Below are 16,265 nucleotides of genomic sequence, written 5' to 3'. Positions count from 1 at the left end.
TCACACTATCCAAATAACCAGTATTGATATCCTAAAAATCCAGCTAATAGCAAGGTGCCTTCTAATCGACCAATCTGCTTTTTGCCAATGATACTGAAACTGAAGAAAAAGAGCATAACAGTCAGCCCCAGCATGACATACATGTCGCGATTATAAACATCCGGATCGATGGGTCCCGGTGCGATGAGGCCTGGCATACTTAGCACTGCCAACAGATTAAAGATGTTGGAGCCGATGATATTCCCCAGTGCCAGATCATCTTCTCCTTTGCGCACGCCGGCAATACTGGCAGCCAGTTCAGGCAAGCTGGTCCCCAGCGCAATTATAGTCAGGCCGATAACCAGGTCAGAGACGCCGAAATAGCGCGCCATGAACACAGCAGAGTCCACGATATAGTGAGCACTTAACGGAAGTAACACCAGACCCACACCAATCCAGACCACCGCCATGCCGGTGTTTACTCCGGCCGGTACCTCATCAACGGTATCTGCCATCAGTGGGTCGCTTTTTTCCACATGCAGCGATAACCAGGCCATGCCCGCTAATACAAAGATAAACAGACCGAACAGAATCAGGCCTTCAAAATGCGCAAGCCGGCCATTATACATAAACACCATAGCCAGCAGAGTAATCACCAAAAGTGCCGGCATTTCGCGTTTAAGCGTTGTGGAAGACACCACTAAAGGTTTAACCAATGCGGTTATCGCAAGTACCAGCCCGATGTTGGTAATGTTGGACCCGAGGGCATTACCCACTGCGGTATCAGGGGAGCCGTTCACCGATGCTATAGCAGATACTACAATTTCCGGCGCGGAGGACCCCATTGCAACAATGGTGAGACCGATCATCATGGGGGAGATGCCGATATTTCGTGCTAGCGCAGAGGCGCCATATACGAATCGATCGGCTGCCCAGCTAAGAACGATTAAGCCTAGAACAAAAATGGAAACCTGTAATAGCACGCGTTGATCTATGTTTATGAGTTTGCGGTGATTGTCGCAGAATCAACGCGTTTTGCCTATGGCTATTATGAGATAACCCTCGCAATCCCACTGCTGTTATCGGTACGCTTTGCAATCAGCGCTGAGAGCCGGCCGCTTTACGTTCAGCCTCAAACACACTGATTACGCCTGACAGGATACTGGTCGCTAATTTCAGGCATTCTGACGATAGAAACCCTTGCACAATGATGAATAAATCCTCATTCAATCTGGCATCTGACACAGGTGGCGTAATGCTTGCTTTTAAATTTGGTGTCGAATCAGCGGCAACATGCAACAAGTGAATGGGAAGTGACGCGTTATACCGGTTTAGACCTTGCAGCGAATCATCCGGTTTATCAGTTCATTCGTCATTTTAGAACATAACTTGTAACTAATTCCTTTTGGAAGGGAATATCAAAACAAAGTACAATACGCCGAAAATTTAGGTAAATGATTATTTTACATTTTATTTTCCTTATCTTCCGGGCAGCTGTTTAGGGCTGTCAGACACTCATCAAGGAATATTCTGATTCTGATATGGATAATTTAGTCACAGTGGACAATCTGACGTTCAAGCGTGGTGACCGTCTCATTTATGACGGCATTTCACTGAACGTGCCCCGCGGTAAGATTACTGCCGTAATGGGGCCTAGCGGTATAGGTAAGACAACGCTGCTTAAACTTATCGGTGGGCAGTTACATCCGGAGAACGGCGATATTCAGTTTGACGGTGATTCGATTGTTTCGATGAATCGCTCTCGCTTATATAAAACACGTCGGCGCATGAGCATGTTGTTTCAAAGCGGCGCGTTATTCACCGATATGAGCGTGCACGATAACGTTGCGTTTCCGCTAAAAGAACATACGCAACTGGACAACGACATTATTGATACCATCGTCGACCTCAAATTGCAGGCGGTCGGACTGCGCGGGGCAAGTAAACTGATGCCCAGCGAACTGTCTGGTGGTATGGCCCGTCGAGCGGCGCTGGCAAGAGCTATAGCGCTTGACCCGGACCTGATTATGTATGACGAGCCTTTTGCCGGACAGGACCCTATTTCAATGGGCGTGCTCGTAAAATTAATTCGTCAGCTCAATGATGCACTGAACCTGACGAGCATTGTGGTCACCCATGATGTCACCGAAGTGCTGACTATTGCCGATCACATTTATATCCTGGCGGATAAGAAGGTTATTGGCGAAGGCACGGCCGATGAAATAAGAAACAGCGATTCTGAATTAGTGCAGCAGTTTCTCAAAGGTGAAGCCGATGGGCCCGTTCCCTTTCATTACCCGTCGGACGAACTTGAGTCCTCGTTTTTCGGAGCCCGGTCATGAATCCGTTTCGTTCATTAGGCGCAAGTACGATTGCGCGCGTGGAAGCTGTCGGGCGAGCCGGTGTCATGCTTTTTGGTGCGCTTTTCGCGCTGCCTAAACTTAAAAATATAGCCCTGACGATTAAGCAAATTCATGTCGTGGGTGTGCAGTCGCTACTCATTATTATTGTGTCTGGTTTGTTTATCGGCATGGTGATGGCGCTGCAAGGCTATACCATTTTGGTGGATTATGGGGCCGAAGGCAGCCTGGGACCAATGGTGGCATTATCCTTGTTGCGGGAGCTTGGACCGGTGGTCACAGCGCTGCTTTTTGCTGGCAGGGCCGGTTCGGCGCTGACCGCTGAAATTGGTTTGATGAAAACGACCGAACAGCTCAGCAGTATGGAAATGATGGCTGTTGACCCGCTTCGCCGCGTAATATCTCCGCGCTTTTGGGCTGGACTGATATCGATGCCGATGCTGGCAGTCATTTTCAGCGCTGTAGGCATTTTAGGCGGCCACCTGGTGGGTGTTGACTGGCTGGGTGTTGACGCCGGTAGTTACTGGTCATTGATGCAGTCATCGGTTGACCTGGGCAGCGATGTGGGTAATGGCGTGATTAAAAGCCTCGTTTTTGCCATTGTTGTGACCTGGATCGCCATATTTAAGGGGTATGATTCAACGCCTACCTCAGAAGGCATTAGTAAAGCCACCACTGAAACGGTGGTATTTTCATCTTTAGCAGTACTGGGGCTGGATTTCGTGTTAACCGCCCTTATGTTCGGAATTGAGTAGGGGAGTAACATGAACAGATATAAAGCGGAACTTATGGTGGGCGTGTTCGTCGTATTAACCGTCGGCGCAGTTTTACTATTAGCACTGAAAGTGGCTAATCAGAGTATGACCACTGATGGTGATACCTACACACTATATGCAAAATTTGACAATATCGGCGGTCTTAAAGAGCGTTCAGCCGTAAAAGTAGGTGGCGTAACCATCGGTCGTGTGACATCCATAAGCCTGGATAAGAAAGATTACACGCCGGTGGTTGAGCTGAGCATTATTAGCAAATACAGCGAATTTCCCGAAACCAGTTCGGTTTCTATCCTCACGTCAGGATTGCTGGGTGAGCAGTATGTTGGCTTTCAGCCAGGGTTTTCGTTTGATGGCATCGCTAATCTCAAAGATGGCGATTATCTTCAGGATACAAAGTCAGCACTGGTACTGGAAGACCTGATTGGACAGTTTTTGTTTAATCGCGGTGATAGTGACAATGGCGAATAAATTTTTAGTTAGGAGACTTGCAGTGAAAAAAATACTGTCAACATTTTGCATGACGCTTATGCTTTTTACCGGTGCAGTTCAGGCGCAGGAAGTTAATCAGAAGAACCCGTATGAAATGATTCAGGACGTGGCTATGCGCACGTTTGATCGTATCAAGGATAATCAGGCGTCAATTAAAAATAACCCTGAGCAAATGCGTACAATTATGAAGGAAGAATTATTGCCTTACATTGATTACAAGTTTGCTGCTTATAAGGTGCTGGGCAAATACGCATCGAAGGTTGAACGTGATGAATTACAGGAGTTCGTAAAAGTGTTCCGCGAATACCTAATCACCACATATGCTGTTGCCATGAACTATTACGATGATCAGGAAGTGGTTTTTGAACCTGCTTCGGATGTTGGCGATGCCAGCTATGTTGTAGTGCGTGCTATTGTTAAAGATCCTAATCGCCCTGAGATTAAGGTAGCGTTTAAAGTGCGTAAAGACTCTAAAACAAATGAGTGGGGCGCGTTCGATATGGTTGCTGAGGGGATCAGCCTGCTGGATAGTAAACGTAGCGAGTTCGAATCCATTATTCGTCAGGAAGGTATACAAAAAGTTATCGATTTGATGCAAAGCAAAATTGATAATCCTGTAGAACTTGAAAAAGAAATGGATTTGAAGGAAAGTGCGTGAGTCTGTTTCAGGTAAATGATAAAGGCGTGGTCAGGGTGCATGGGCACCTTGATCGTGAGACGCTCTCAAAAAATTGGTGGCCAACGCTCTCGACTTCAGAAAAGTCGATGTTAGAAGGTCAGGGGCAATGCACTTTTGATTTGGCTGAAGTTGAGCGTGTTGATAGTGCGGGTCTGGCCTGGCTTATAAATGCCATCAGGGATGGTCGTCAGAATAACATTGAAGTAAAACTTACAGATGCTCCGGAAAAACTAATCAAACTCGCTAAAATCAGCGACGTCGACACCCTTTTACCTGTAGAATAGATTCAAAGTAACCAATACAGAGCAGAATGATTTATGGATGTAGCTGAAATTGAATCGATGCTTAAAGAAGCATTGGATCTTGCTGAAGTTCACGTAAAGAGCGACGGTTCACATTATACGATTATTGCTGTGAGTGATGAGCTCGCCCAATTAAGTCGCGTTAAGCGACAACAGGCTATATATGCGCCGCTGTCTGACAAAATTGCTGATGGCACCATGCACGCAATATCGATAAAGACCTTCAGCGAAGCTGACTGGCAGCGCGAGCGCCAGTTTAATATCCCTCAATAATCTGAGTCTGCCCGTGGATAAACTTGTTATTAAAAAATCACCTGCGCTGCGTGGTGAGGTGCGAATTTCCGGTGCCAAAAACGCGGCCCTGCCTTTATTAATGACCAGCCTGTTAACGCAGGAACGGTGTCGGTATACCAATGTCCCCGCATTAAGAGATATCAACACAACAACCGCCCTGCTTAAAGAGCTTGGGGTGGGGGTTGAAAATAATGGTAATGGTGAAATTTGTTTGTCTGCAGGACAGCTCAACAGTGTAACCGCTTCCTACGACCTGGTGAAAACCATGCGCGCCTCGATACTTGTATTGGGGCCTTTACTGGCGAAGTTTGGCAAGGCTAATGTTTCGCTTCCGGGCGGCTGCGCTATTGGCGCAAGACCAGTTAATCTGCACCTTGCCGGCTTAGAGCAAATGGGCGCTAACATTGAGGTGGAAGAGGGCTATATTCGTGCGCACGTCGACGGACGTTTGAAGGGGGCACGTATATTTATGGATATGGTCAGTGTCGGTGCCACTGAAAACCTGATGATGGCAGCCGCGCTGGCTGAAGGTGAAACAGTATTGGAAAATGCCGCACGTGAGCCGGAAATTGTTGATTTAGCGAACTGCCTGAAGCAGATGGGCGCTAAGATTACCGGTGCAGGAACCGATAATATTCACATTACAGGCGTACCATCGCTTTCTGGTTGTGATTACCGGGTGTTGCCTGACCGAATTGAAACCGGCACATTTTTAGTCGCAGCAGCGGTCTCAGGTGGCAAAATACGATGCACCCATGCGGCGCCGGAAACACTGGATGCGGTACTTAATAAGTTACAGCAGGCGGGTGCCAAAATCACCTGTGGCGCTGATTGGATTGAGCTGGATATGGAAGGGAAGACTCCTAAGGCTGTGCAAGTTAAAACAGCGCCTCATCCAGCGTTTCCGACCGACATGCAGGCTCAGTTTGTGACACTTAACTGTATCGCTGAAGGTACCGGTGTGGTAACAGAAACCATTTTTGAAAACCGCTTTATGCACGTACCAGAGTTGCAGCGTATGGGCGCTGAGATTGCGCTTGAGGCGAACAGTGCTGTCTCCAAGGGAACCTCCAGGCTTAAGGGCGCTCCGGTAATGGCAACGGATCTACGCGCTTCTGCCAGTCTGGTAATAGCAGGCTTGATTGCTGAAGGTGAAACACACGTAACCCGTATTTATCACCTTGATCGCGGCTATGAAGCCATAGAGGAAAAACTTGGCGGTCTTGGGGCAAGCATTACACGTGTCAGCGACAGCTGAGAGCCGCTTACTGTGAAGAAAGGCGCAGCTTGTCTGCGCTTTTTTTGTGCCCGGCGCGACGCGAAAGTCTAACGTATCTTCGATACGTATGATTTTTATTTACAAAGGTACAAAAAAAGATACGCGGTTAATTGATCGAATAACCGTTTGGTCAGAAAATATGGCACAATTCGGCGAACTGTAGATGCATTGCGCTAAAAATACAGTATACTCTTGCGTAATCTTCAATCTGTCCGGTTTGTGAAATAACTGAGAGCAGGGCTGTTGAATATCTGGCAGGAGGCCAGGCATTCAAAGAGGCCTTTGGATTGTAGAGACGAATAAGAAAAAAGTGGTTTAACGAACGTATGCAGGGAAAAGTTGGTTTGAAATACGTTATTCTTCGGCTTCGTCCATATTTAGAGCTTCGCCACTCCATTCCGACTGTACTTTTCGCCATGATGGTAATGACAATGTTGTTCATTGGTGAACCGCCTTATGCGCTGGCGGATGAAAAGCAGGAAGATGGAATTAAAACTGCTCAGCGGGATAATGTTTCCCATGCTGAAAAGCAGGACACTTCAGGCAAGCAAAACAATAGTTAGTGGGTGTTAAGCCGCTTCGGCGGCTTAACCTCCTAATTCTGCCACCGTTACATTCATATCCATTAATTCACCATCCCTGCTTATCTGCAGCTTTAACTGCGTACCCGGTTCAGTTTCGGCAATCATATCCAGCGTTTTAGAGGCGCTTTCCAGTTTAATATCATTGATAGCCAGAATGACATCATTGGGCTTCAGGCCGGCCTTTGCGGCGGGGCTTTGTTTTGCAACGGCGGTAACGGTTACACCCGGGCGGTTCGCAATTTCCTGGCCGATAAACCCCAGTTGACCGCGGGTAACGCGGCCGTCGGTGACAATTTCATCCATCACGCGTTTTGCCAACTCATAAGGAACTGCGAAATTAATACCATCGACATTTCTTACGCCATTTCTGCCATCGCGTACCTGAAAATTCGCATTGGTGATACCCACCAATACACCATTACTGTCTACCAGAGCGCCGCCCGAATTGCCCTGATTTAAAACCGCATCAGTCTGTATAAAGTCAACGAAATTTGATAAACCCTTACGACCTGCGCGGCTGACAATGCCATGTGTGACGGTTTGTCCAAGATCAAACGGATTACCAATAGCCATAACCATATCGCCTACCGCCACATCAGGATCTTCTGATTGGGGGATGACGTGCAGGTTGACGCCGTCGTCTACTTTCAATACCGCCAAATCAGTATACTGATCGTAACCAACAATGTGAGCTTCGAGTATCTGGCCATCCTGCACCGCAACCACAATGCTATCGGCGTTCTGCACAACGTGGTTGTTAGTAAGAATGTACCCTGATTCAGTCATAATGACACCTGAACCAAGGCTGGTGCGCTCGCGCGGGCGGCTGCGATAAAAGCCGACATCGTTCTCAATACTGACACTGTAGATGTTAACAACCGCAGGACCGGCTTTATTGACAGCGTCTTTGTAGGATATGCGACTGGCGCTGCTGCTACCGGGATTAAACACGTTTTGCGCAAAACCGTCGCCCTGTCTGAGGTTTGGCACCAGAAACAGCATGAGAGCAGCGACAATAACGCCCAAAAGAACAGATTTGAAAAGAAAACTAAAAAATTGCCTGCTTGCCACGATTTCTTCTTATATTAACGCCTCCGCAAAAGTGTGGAGGGAGGCAATTTATCAGTGGATTAAAGAATAACATCGGCGATTTAGGAATGCCAAAAGAAACTGTAAATTGACGCACAGCCAGTAACTTAGGTGACTTTCCATGCGTAAAAATGTCTCTGGTAATTATAAAAAAACCACCCGAAGGTGGCTTTTTTTAATCAAAATTTTACTGGCGTATTACCAGATAACGGGTAGAGGCGCCGCGCTTAATGTTCAACGCTATCACCCCCTGAGAGGCGTCCATTGCTTCGCGCAATTCAGCGATGCTCTCTACGCGCTGGCGGTTTACACTCACAATCACATCTTCAGGTTGCAGCCCAATGCGTGCAGCCGGACTACCGCGGTCAAGCTCTGTGACTTCGACACCTTTGTTACCGGCTTCGTCTTCGCCATTAGCCAGTTCTGCTCCTTCCAGTGCCGGGTGAAGTTGTGCTGCCGTAACCTGCGTTTTACTGGCATCATCAAGAGTCACTTTAACAGTTTTCTTGTCACCATCACGAAGAATAGCAAGTTCAACCTCAGCGCCAGCGCCCATGCTAGATATACGGGCGGCCAATTCTCTGAAACCGCTCAGCTTACGGCCATTCACTGCAGTAATAATATCGCCGGCGCGCAGACCCGCTTTGTCAGCCGCAGTGTCAGGCTGCACTTCCCTGATAAATGCACCTTTATTAACCGGAACATTCATTGCCTCAGCTAATCCGGCGTCAACATCGTTGCCCAGTATACCCAACAGACCCCGACGGACTTCACCAAATTCAGCAATCTGATCTACGAGGTTTTTCATCATATTGCTGGGAATCGCAAAGCCGATACCGACGTTACCACCGTTAGGGCCGAAAATGGCAGTATTGATACCAACCAGCTCACCATTTAGATTGACCAGTGCACCGCCTGAGTTTCCGCGGTTAATCGCAGCGTCAGTCTGAATGAAATCTTCATAGCCGCCAATATTGAGACCAGAACGGCCAAGCGCGCTGATAATACCCGAGGTGACTGTCTGTGAAAGACCGAAGGGGTTACCAATTGCAACCACATAATCACCCACGCGGCTGCTATCGGAATCCGCCAGTGGCAGATCAGTCAGGTTTTCTGCATTTATTTTAAGCAGGGCAATATCGCTTTGCTCATCAGCGCCCAGTTTTTTGGCAGTGATTTCACGGCCATCTTTTAATTTGACCGTAATTTCATCAGCGTTATCGACCACGTGGTTATTGGTAACAACATAGCCTTTATCTGCATCAATGATGACGCCAGAGCCCAGGCCCCGAAACGGTCGCTCTTGCACTTGTTCCTGAGGCCCGCCGAAGAAATAACGAAACATTTCTGGGACCTGCTGGCGCGCAGTCTGTGTCCCTTCCACAGAAATACTCACTACGGCAGGGGTCGCTTCTTCCAGCATAGGGGCCAGAGAAGGAACTTCCTGTTTATTGTTGTCACTGAAAAACGGCAAGCCGGCCTGAACCGGCACCGACATGACCACAGAGCTGGCTACAACTCCAGAAATAACAACGACCTGGCGAAGAGACTTTTTCATATTCGCTTACACTCCTCATGATTATTGCGAAACGTCTGTAATAACAGACAGACACAAAAAAAGTATGAAAAGTTCCTATTTTTCTTCTTCGGTTGCGGCGGTTGGCTTACCACTGCCGACGAATAGCCCGGAACTTGCGCCGGCGAAGTCTTTAGGTTGCGAACCAGAAACGGTCTTTACCTTTGTTTTTTCCCGGCCATGCAAATTATTTCGTAAATACGCTGATGCCTGTTCGCCGTAAAACGGCACGGTATCGCTTTCATCACCTACATCATTTTTCAGTAATGCTTCATATTCTTCTATCTGCATACGCAATGACTGACACTGGTTTTCCATTGCGTCTACAATCTGGCGACTTTGGTGGAAGTGGTGTTCAGCTTGTTGCGCCATTATTTCCTTCACATTTTTCTCAGCCTGTTTAACAGATTTATTGCTTCCGTCACGGGTATAAATATACCGGGCTACGAAAAAACCGATGATCAGGCCAACGACCAGTAGGGCAAGAGGAATCAGGACTTCCATTTATATCTCCGAAAATTTACAGCAGAGGCCAGAACAAATGCTTAACCTCTTACTTCTTTAGTACTTATTTCTACTATACCAAGTTCACGCTATCAATACTGTTCAGCAGTAACTGTGACCACCGGTATAATGCATATAGCAGGCGTCGTATGTTTTTTAGTTTCGTCCAAGAACAGGTATAATTGCGGTATCGTACCGCAAACCATATGCAAGCCGGCGACCAACATGATCTCGGCTGGCTTACAGTTCGTTTGCTATTTTACCTACATTTTGCATCAAAGTATGTGTGCCATAAGCATTTTTCAAGCAGGTCGGTGCAGCTGACCTCAATGTGCAGGCATATTCAGGAGTAGTAACCTTCATGACACCATGGGAAGTCTATCAGGAAGACCTAAAACATCCCGAGTTTCACCATGACCCAGCGCAGGAAAATGCCGTAAAAGCATTGCAGCGTTTATACGATGACCTGCTGAATAAACCTAAAGCGCAAGAGGGGCTGGGAGCCAGTCTGAAAAAATGGTTCAAAAAGCCTTCTAAACCGGAGCCGGCAAAAGGAATCTACTTTTACGGGGGCGTAGGACGAGGCAAAACATATTTGGTTGATACCTTTTATGAATGTCTGCCGTTTGAAGATAAGATGCGCGTTCACTTTCACCGCTTCATGCATCGTATTCATGATGAACTAAAACAGTTAAAGCAAGCACAGGACCCCCTGAAAATCATCGCCGCCAAGCTGGCGAAAGAGGCGCGGATTATCTGCTTTGATGAATTTTTTGTTTCTGACATTACCGATGCAATGATATTGGGAACGCTCATGCAGGAGCTTTTTGGCCATGGCATTACACTGGTCGCCACGTCAAACATCGTACCGGACGATTTGTATAAAAATGGCTTGCAACGCGCGCGCTTCTTGCCGGCGATAGCCTTGATTAATAAACATACCGAAGTCATCAATGTCGATAGCGGCGTCGACTATCGTTTGCGTACGCTTGAACAGGCTGAACTTTATCATCACCCGTTAGATGAAGCTGCTACCGCCAATCTGCATGAGTATTTTGCCAAGCTGGCGCCGGAGAAAGGCAGTCAGGATGAAGCCATAGATATTAATAACCGTAAAATTCGCACGTGTCTGAATGCCGATGGTGTCATGATGGTGGAATTCAAAGAGCTATGCGAGGGGCCGCGAAGTCAGAGCGATTATATCGAAATCAGCCGCTGCTATCATTCTGTACTGGTAGCCAATGTAAAGCCTATGGGACAAAACAATGATGATGTAGCCAGGCGCTTTATTGCCATGGTTGACGAATTTTACGAGCGTCATGTTAAGCTCATTATGTCGGCGGCGGTGCCAATGGATGAGCTTTATTCGCAGGGTAAGCTCAGTTTCGAGTTTCAGCGTTGCATGAGCCGTTTAAAGGAAATGCAGTCGCATGATTATCTGGCAACACAACATCTGCCTTAAAGCGCTGTTCAGCATTCATGATTGTGGGTAAACTTACTCACGTATCGCAATTCGTGGCACGGCGCGGCCACACCCAAATAAGTAAGAGATTGAATAATGGGAAGAGCATTTGAAGTAAGAAAGGCCGCCATGGCGAAAACGGCGGGTGCAAAGACAAAGGTCTATTCCAAATACGGAAAAGAAATTTATGTTTGTGCGAAAAATGGTGGTGCGGATCCTGAGACGAATCTGTCGCTACGCCGACTGATGGACAAAGCAAAAAAAGACCAGGTCCCCGCTCATGTTATTGATAAAGCGATAGATAAGGCCGCTGGCGGCGCGGGAGAAAATTATGAACCTGCACGTTACGAAGGCTTTGGTCCGGGTAACTGCATGGTTATCGTTGACTGCTTAACGGATAACGCTAATCGCACCATCACGGATGTGCGCAATTGCTTCACAAAAACAAACGCAAAAATCGGTGCGCCAGGTGCGGTCAGCCACATGTTTGATCATCAGGCCGTTTTTCAGTTCGCCGGCGACGATGAAGACGCCGTACTCGAAGAGCTGATGGAAGCCGATGTTGATGTGTCTGAGGTGGAAGAACAGGATGGCAAGATCACTGTTTATGCTCCGCACACAGAGTTCAACAACGTGCGAACTGCATTAACTAATGCTTATCCGGATTTAACGCTGGATACGGAAGAGATTACATTCATTCCGCAAACGGAAACAGAAATCAGCGAAGAAGATCGTCCCATGTTTGAAAAATTCATGGACATGTTGAATGATTGCGACGATGTTCAGGATGTTTATCACAATGCGGTTTTACCCGACTAAATGTTCATTCTAAACAACTGAAGATTTAATAAAGCTCTCTGTCAGAGGGCTTTTTATTATTCTTTCATAGCGCTACAAAAGTGTTCTAAAGTTTAATTATTACTTCCCGTTTACTAACGTTACACTCTGTTTATCTACTCCTGTACCTTCGTTGTAATAAAAACTAAACAACAGCATGAACAAAATTAAGTCATCGCGTCACAGCGCAACACTTAGGGTTATTAACCTGCTTGAGAGTCACCGTCTAAGTTTGATTAATCAGTGGGTCAGACAAGTAAAGGAAGAGTTCGGACAAGAGGTGTCGCTGACAGACGCTGAATTTGCCGACCATATGGTGTATATCATTGATGCCCTCATTGAAGAATTGCTCAGGTTTTATTATCAGGATGAGAATGTCAGGCAGCAACCCGATGGTGACTTAAATTACGATGAAGGCGAGATCGAAGACAAAAAGCACGGCGGTAAAAAGCATGGGCAGCAGCGAGCGGGAATCCATGCCTACAACGCAGATAAGATTTACTGGGAATACACCATTTTGCGTAAGGTGTTGGTGGAGTTTTTGCAAAAGCACCAGGTACTGGATATCGATCATCTGGAAATCGTGACCTGTGTTATTGAGCAGTGCACGCGGGAGTCAATGTCCGTGTTTACCGAGTCGCTTCACGCCACGCAGCGAAAATTACTGGGCACTGTGGTTCATGATATTCGCTCTCCTCTTTATGTCATTTCCATGCTTGGGGAGCTGGCAAAAGAACAACATAGCATTGTTCACACACCGGCATTCGGCCAACGCATCCACACCGCCACGGGCCGAATTTCCGCCATGCTGGAAGATATGCTTCAAACCCTGTCGCTAGAATCCGGGCAGGGCATTGAGATCAATTTCAAAGATGGTGACTTTACAAGCTTTTTATCTTCAGTGGCTGAGGATGCCGTTCATTTTTATGGCGAGCGTCTGAAGCTTTCGTTACCCGATAGCCAGATCGCCTATACGTTTGACGAGATAATCTTCCGCCGCGTATTGGAAAACCTCATTTCAAACGCGTTCAAATATGGCGGAAAAGAAAGCGATGTCACTATCAGAGCAGACGTCATTGATAACAATGTTCTGGTTGAGGTGCATAATTTTGGCAACCCCATAGAAGAGGCGCATTGGAAAGATATTTTCCGGTTCCTGAAAAGTACTGATGCAAGAGACGAAAAGCTAAACAATAGCTGGGGAATCGGACTGGCGTTTGTGAAATCAGCGGTGGAAGGTCATGGTGGTAGCGTCACGGTGGGCAGTAGTAAAGCAGAAGGCACTAGATTTCGCGTATTGCTTCCTAAAGACCAGTTTCATAACGGAGACAGCACGCTGGTCAAAATTGAATAAACCAGCAATCAAACGTTAGTGAAATCGTTTTACCGGTGTGCGGTTAACTTCAATTGTGCCTGCGACAGTCGTTTACGCAAATTATCCTGCTTTTACTGATCGTATTCCATTAGCAACTCAGGTAAAATGCGCCGCGGAGTTGGCCAGGCAATCGCCGCTTTCTTTTGGAAAGGGGAGGAAAGTCCGGGCTCCACAGGGCAGGGTGCCAGATAACGTCTGGGCGGCGTGAGCCGACGACCAGTGCAGCAGAGAGTAAACCGCCTAAGCGCATCAGCGCCGGTAAGGGTGAAAGGGTGCGGTAAGAGCGCACCGCACAGCTGGTAACAGTTTGTGGCACGGTAAACTCCACCCGGAGCAAGACCAAATAGGATCCCGTTACGTGCGGCCCGCATGGGGATCGGGTAGGTTGCTGGAGCCAGTCAGCGATGACTGGCCTAGAGGAATGGTTGCCCACGACAGAACCCGGCTTATCGGCTAACTCCGCCTCTTTTCGGAAAATCTATGCTTATCAGTACTTTGCTGGTAAGCATAGGTAGCCCTAAGCCTCTCTGTTATAGGGGCGTTACACTTCATGTCACACATTTCAGTTCCATATACCATTAAACGTGGTAGCACTTACCATTTCAATTTACGCCACAAATCATCTATTGTTCGTCAGTCTCTTCATACTAATTACCGTTGTGAGGCAATAGAGTTAGTAGGTAAAATCTTAGGTGTAATAGAGTCACAAGGAAGTAGAGAAAATATGGATAAGGTAACTCTAGATAAATTAGTTCGAAAAACTATAGATGAACACCTATCCAGAGTAGGTTGTCTGTTCGGTGAGAAAAATTCTTACGGCGATATGCTGTTTAATAACTATCAGCATGAATCTATTAACCAGCAATTTACCTATATGTATGAAAGTGATACCTCTCTACCGAGTTACCACCAGTATAAGATTCAAGAATGCTTTCCCAGTAACTCTCCATCTGTTTTAGCTTCAAACCTGTGTAGCCAACTATTTATTAAAGACGACGAAAATCCCGATAGAGTGCCGACACCCGATATCGTAGACTTTGATAGAAATTTTTTTGAAACGGAAGAAAGGCTAGAAGTTTTCTTTGGACAGATTGAGCGTATCAAAAAGTTACTTAATTCAGGTGATTTCGAAGTAGCTGAAAAATCGTATCAATCATTGAAAACGAAGCACGAGAAATCTTTGACATTCTCGGAAGTATCGGAGTTGTTTTTGACGGCAGGAGAGGAAGGCAAGCTTCCGATCACGAAAAGTTATAGTGGTGACCCATGGAGCCAAAGCGTCAAAAAAGATTATCAAAGATGCTTCAATATCATGAACGCTCATTTCGATGAACAAATGATTGATGATATAAATTCAGATGAGTTGGATTTTTTATTCAGAGAATTGCTATCTAATTTTCCAAAGGGAAATGTCGCGCCTTTCAATAAAATGTCTCCTAAGGAGTTAATAGAAATAGCTGCTGGTGGTCAGGTAGATGAAGATAAAATCATATCTGGGAAAAATGTATTTGAGCACTTTAAGAAGTTAAAAACGTTCTTCAACTTTTACGAAAAGAAATTCAATGGTTCGAGTGAAGCCATAGATAATATGCGCTTCAAAGTTAAAGATGAACCAATAAAAAGAGGGCGTTTTTCTAATAATCATGTCTCTAAAATACTCAGTTTTGTAGATACGTTAAATGAAGGAAAAAAGTGGCCTGTAAATATAATGGCGTTTACAGGGATGAGAAACGCAGAGGTAATGCAGTTAAGGAAAGAGGATATACTAAAGAGCGAAGAGGATATCTGGTACTTTAGAGTAACCGAAGATGCTGGGAAGTTGAAAACAAAACAAAGTAATCGGATAATACCTGTACACAAGAAATTATTAGAAAAAGGATTTCTAGACTTTGTCGGTAAGTGTAAAGATGAATACCTATTCCGACGGTTTTCTACGTCTGAAAAGTATCTCACACGATTGTACTCAAATAGTATACAGCCCAAATGTGAAATTCCTCAGGAAACAGAAAAAGGCGAGAAACTCACTCTATATAGTTTTAGACACTTTGTTGTTTCCACCTTGATAGATAAGAATGCGCAGGCCGCCTATATCCAGTCAATGATTGGACATTTAAAATCCATAGATAAAAGCATTACAACTATCCATTATACGCACACTGATAATATGCAACTAATGCAAGAAATAATTAATATGATATCAGTAGATGATTAATGACGGTTTTGGCTCTTATGGTCTGCTTAACTGGAATGATTTTTTAATGTCAATATTTACCGCATACTTATGAGCTTTTTTGTAACTAATTCATCAATGCCTCTTTACGCTAGGCGTTATGTATAGCCTATATAAGAGCTAGGTGTTGGGGTTGTGTTGAGTTGTAGTAACTATGGATAAGGATTCTTTACATATATTCTTCTAAAGTGAGTACATTATGAGCGAAACATCAGAGGATAAAACTAAGAGAAAATATATAAAGCTTTTACAGTCCTATCCGTGGGAATGTAAGTTGAATTTATACTTTCGTTCTTACGAGTTTGGCAAAGATATATTCAAGCATCTAACAAGGCTCAATAGCTCCTTGAGTAAGAAGAATCCAGATATAGGTTGGTAAGGCCTAACTTTCCTAGACACTTTCTATGTCCTTAAAATACTGCCTGTCATATTCTGTTGGTGACGTGCGTC

At 45.8% G+C, this 16,265-nt stretch carries 16 protein-coding genes and 1 other RNA gene; 13 read left to right on the top strand and 4 right to left on the bottom strand.

The genetic code is table 11. The features are described 5' to 3' along the window. Nucleotides 1-5: 5 nt before the first annotated feature. Nucleotides 6-962, bottom strand: a complete 957-nt coding sequence (locus HHX48_RS08955) for a calcium/sodium antiporter (RefSeq protein ID WP_191024318.1) — start codon at nucleotides 960-962, stop codon at nucleotides 6-8. Between the two features lie 558 nt (nucleotides 963-1,520). On the opposite strand from HHX48_RS08955, the gene HHX48_RS08950 reads away from it, so the two are divergent. The 8 genes from HHX48_RS08950 (at nucleotide 1,521) to HHX48_RS08915 (ending at nucleotide 6,721) form a co-directional block, all read left to right on the top strand. Beyond that, nucleotides 1,521-2,321 carry an ATP-binding cassette domain-containing protein gene (locus HHX48_RS08950; RefSeq protein WP_191024316.1) on the top strand — a complete coding sequence of 267 codons (801 nt, stop codon included), beginning with the start codon at nucleotides 1,521-1,523 and terminating at the stop codon, nucleotides 2,319-2,321. Next, on the top strand, nucleotides 2,318-3,094 hold the full coding sequence (mlaE, locus tag HHX48_RS08945; RefSeq protein ID WP_191024314.1) for a lipid asymmetry maintenance ABC transporter permease subunit MlaE: 777 nt from the start codon (nucleotides 2,318-2,320) through the stop codon (nucleotides 3,092-3,094). The genes HHX48_RS08950 and mlaE overlap by 4 nt, the downstream gene beginning before the upstream one ends. 9 nt (nucleotides 3,095-3,103) lie before the next feature. Then, nucleotides 3,104-3,583 (top strand): outer membrane lipid asymmetry maintenance protein MlaD, encoded by a 480-nt coding sequence (mlaD, locus tag HHX48_RS08940; RefSeq protein WP_139757231.1) that lies wholly within the window; start codon nucleotides 3,104-3,106, stop codon nucleotides 3,581-3,583. Between the two features lie 49 nt (nucleotides 3,584-3,632). Further along, complete coding sequence (locus HHX48_RS08935; RefSeq protein ID WP_191024708.1) at nucleotides 3,633-4,262, top strand: MlaC/ttg2D family ABC transporter substrate-binding protein; 630 nt, start codon at nucleotides 3,633-3,635, stop codon at nucleotides 4,260-4,262. Beyond that, nucleotides 4,259-4,567: an STAS domain-containing protein gene (locus tag HHX48_RS08930; protein WP_191024313.1), complete on the top strand. Its 309-nt coding sequence runs from the start codon at nucleotides 4,259-4,261 to the stop codon at nucleotides 4,565-4,567. Before HHX48_RS08935 ends, HHX48_RS08930 begins: the two co-directional genes overlap by 4 nt. 33 nt (nucleotides 4,568-4,600) lie before the next feature. Next, a complete protein-coding gene (locus HHX48_RS08925; protein WP_191024311.1) occupies nucleotides 4,601-4,858 on the top strand; it encodes a BolA family protein in 258 nt (85 codons plus the stop codon). A 13-nt stretch (nucleotides 4,859-4,871) separates the two neighbouring features. After that, a complete protein-coding gene (murA, locus tag HHX48_RS08920) occupies nucleotides 4,872-6,137 on the top strand; it encodes a UDP-N-acetylglucosamine 1-carboxyvinyltransferase (protein WP_191024309.1) in 1,266 nt (421 codons plus the stop codon). A 365-nt stretch (nucleotides 6,138-6,502) separates the two neighbouring features. Further along, nucleotides 6,503-6,721 carry a hypothetical protein gene (locus HHX48_RS08915; RefSeq protein WP_191024307.1) on the top strand — a complete coding sequence of 73 codons (219 nt, stop codon included), beginning with the start codon at nucleotides 6,503-6,505 and terminating at the stop codon, nucleotides 6,719-6,721. Nucleotides 6,722-6,745: 24 nt separating this feature from the next. Here the strand turns inward: HHX48_RS08915 and HHX48_RS08910 are convergent, their stop codons facing one another. The 3 genes from HHX48_RS08910 to HHX48_RS08900 form a co-directional block, all read right to left on the bottom strand. Beyond that, nucleotides 6,746-7,813, bottom strand: a complete 1,068-nt coding sequence (locus HHX48_RS08910; RefSeq protein WP_397541077.1) for a trypsin-like peptidase domain-containing protein — start codon at nucleotides 7,811-7,813, stop codon at nucleotides 6,746-6,748. A 205-nt stretch (nucleotides 7,814-8,018) separates the two neighbouring features. Beyond that, entirely contained in the window at nucleotides 8,019-9,389 is a 1,371-nt protein-coding gene (locus HHX48_RS08905; protein WP_191024305.1) for a DegQ family serine endoprotease, read from the bottom strand. Nucleotides 9,390-9,464: 75 nt separating this feature from the next. After that, nucleotides 9,465-9,911 (bottom strand): ZapG family protein, encoded by a 447-nt coding sequence (locus tag HHX48_RS08900; RefSeq protein ID WP_191024303.1) that lies wholly within the window; start codon nucleotides 9,909-9,911, stop codon nucleotides 9,465-9,467. 361 nt (nucleotides 9,912-10,272) lie between these two features. Between HHX48_RS08900 and zapE the strand changes: the two genes are divergently transcribed. The 5 genes from zapE (at nucleotide 10,273) to HHX48_RS08875 (ending at nucleotide 15,797) form a co-directional block, all read left to right on the top strand. Then, on the top strand, nucleotides 10,273-11,373 hold the full coding sequence (gene zapE / locus HHX48_RS08895; RefSeq protein ID WP_191024302.1) for a cell division protein ZapE: 1,101 nt from the start codon (nucleotides 10,273-10,275) through the stop codon (nucleotides 11,371-11,373). A gap of 96 nt (nucleotides 11,374-11,469) precedes the next feature. Beyond that, complete coding sequence (locus HHX48_RS08890) at nucleotides 11,470-12,192, top strand: YebC/PmpR family DNA-binding transcriptional regulator (protein ID WP_191024300.1); 723 nt, start codon at nucleotides 11,470-11,472, stop codon at nucleotides 12,190-12,192. A gap of 175 nt (nucleotides 12,193-12,367) precedes the next feature. Further along, nucleotides 12,368-13,564 (top strand): sensor histidine kinase, encoded by a 1,197-nt coding sequence (locus HHX48_RS08885; protein ID WP_191024298.1) that lies wholly within the window; start codon nucleotides 12,368-12,370, stop codon nucleotides 13,562-13,564. A gap of 135 nt (nucleotides 13,565-13,699) precedes the next feature. Then, an RNA gene (gene rnpB, locus HHX48_RS08880) (RNase P RNA component class A) lies at nucleotides 13,700-14,050 on the top strand. 85 nt (nucleotides 14,051-14,135) lie between these two features. Continuing rightward, on the top strand, nucleotides 14,136-15,797 hold the full coding sequence (locus tag HHX48_RS08875) for a tyrosine-type recombinase/integrase (RefSeq protein ID WP_191024296.1): 1,662 nt from the start codon (nucleotides 14,136-14,138) through the stop codon (nucleotides 15,795-15,797). The last annotated feature ends 468 nt before the right edge of the window (nucleotides 15,798-16,265 follow it).

Source organism: Salinimonas profundi, from assembly GCF_014750655.1.
GTDB lineage: Bacteria > Pseudomonadota > Gammaproteobacteria > Enterobacterales > Alteromonadaceae > Alteromonas > Alteromonas profundi_A.
Note: the sequence above shows the minus strand (reverse complement) of the source record. Positions and strands in the feature narration are given on the sequence as shown.

Coding starts and splice junctions, on each gene's coding strand:
- HHX48_RS08950 (WP_191024316.1), top strand. CDS start 1,521: ATGGATAATTTAGTCACAGTGGACAATCTGACGTTCAAGCGTGGTGAC.
- mlaE (WP_191024314.1), top strand. CDS start 2,318: ATGAATCCGTTTCGTTCATTAGGCGCAAGTACGATTGCGCGCGTGGAA.
- mlaD (WP_139757231.1), top strand. CDS start 3,104: ATGAACAGATATAAAGCGGAACTTATGGTGGGCGTGTTCGTCGTATTA.
- HHX48_RS08935 (WP_191024708.1), top strand. CDS start 3,633: ATGACGCTTATGCTTTTTACCGGTGCAGTTCAGGCGCAGGAAGTTAAT.
- HHX48_RS08925 (WP_191024311.1), top strand. CDS start 4,601: ATGGATGTAGCTGAAATTGAATCGATGCTTAAAGAAGCATTGGATCTT.
- HHX48_RS08905 (WP_191024305.1), bottom strand. CDS start 9,389: ATGAAAAAGTCTCTTCGCCAGGTCGTTGTTATTTCTGGAGTTGTAGCC.
- HHX48_RS08900 (WP_191024303.1), bottom strand. CDS start 9,911: ATGGAAGTCCTGATTCCTCTTGCCCTACTGGTCGTTGGCCTGATCATC.
- zapE (WP_191024302.1), top strand. CDS start 10,273: ATGACACCATGGGAAGTCTATCAGGAAGACCTAAAACATCCCGAGTTT.
- HHX48_RS08890 (WP_191024300.1), top strand. CDS start 11,470: ATGGGAAGAGCATTTGAAGTAAGAAAGGCCGCCATGGCGAAAACGGCG.
- HHX48_RS08885 (WP_191024298.1), top strand. CDS start 12,368: ATGAACAAAATTAAGTCATCGCGTCACAGCGCAACACTTAGGGTTATT.
- HHX48_RS08875 (WP_191024296.1), top strand. CDS start 14,136: ATGTCACACATTTCAGTTCCATATACCATTAAACGTGGTAGCACTTAC.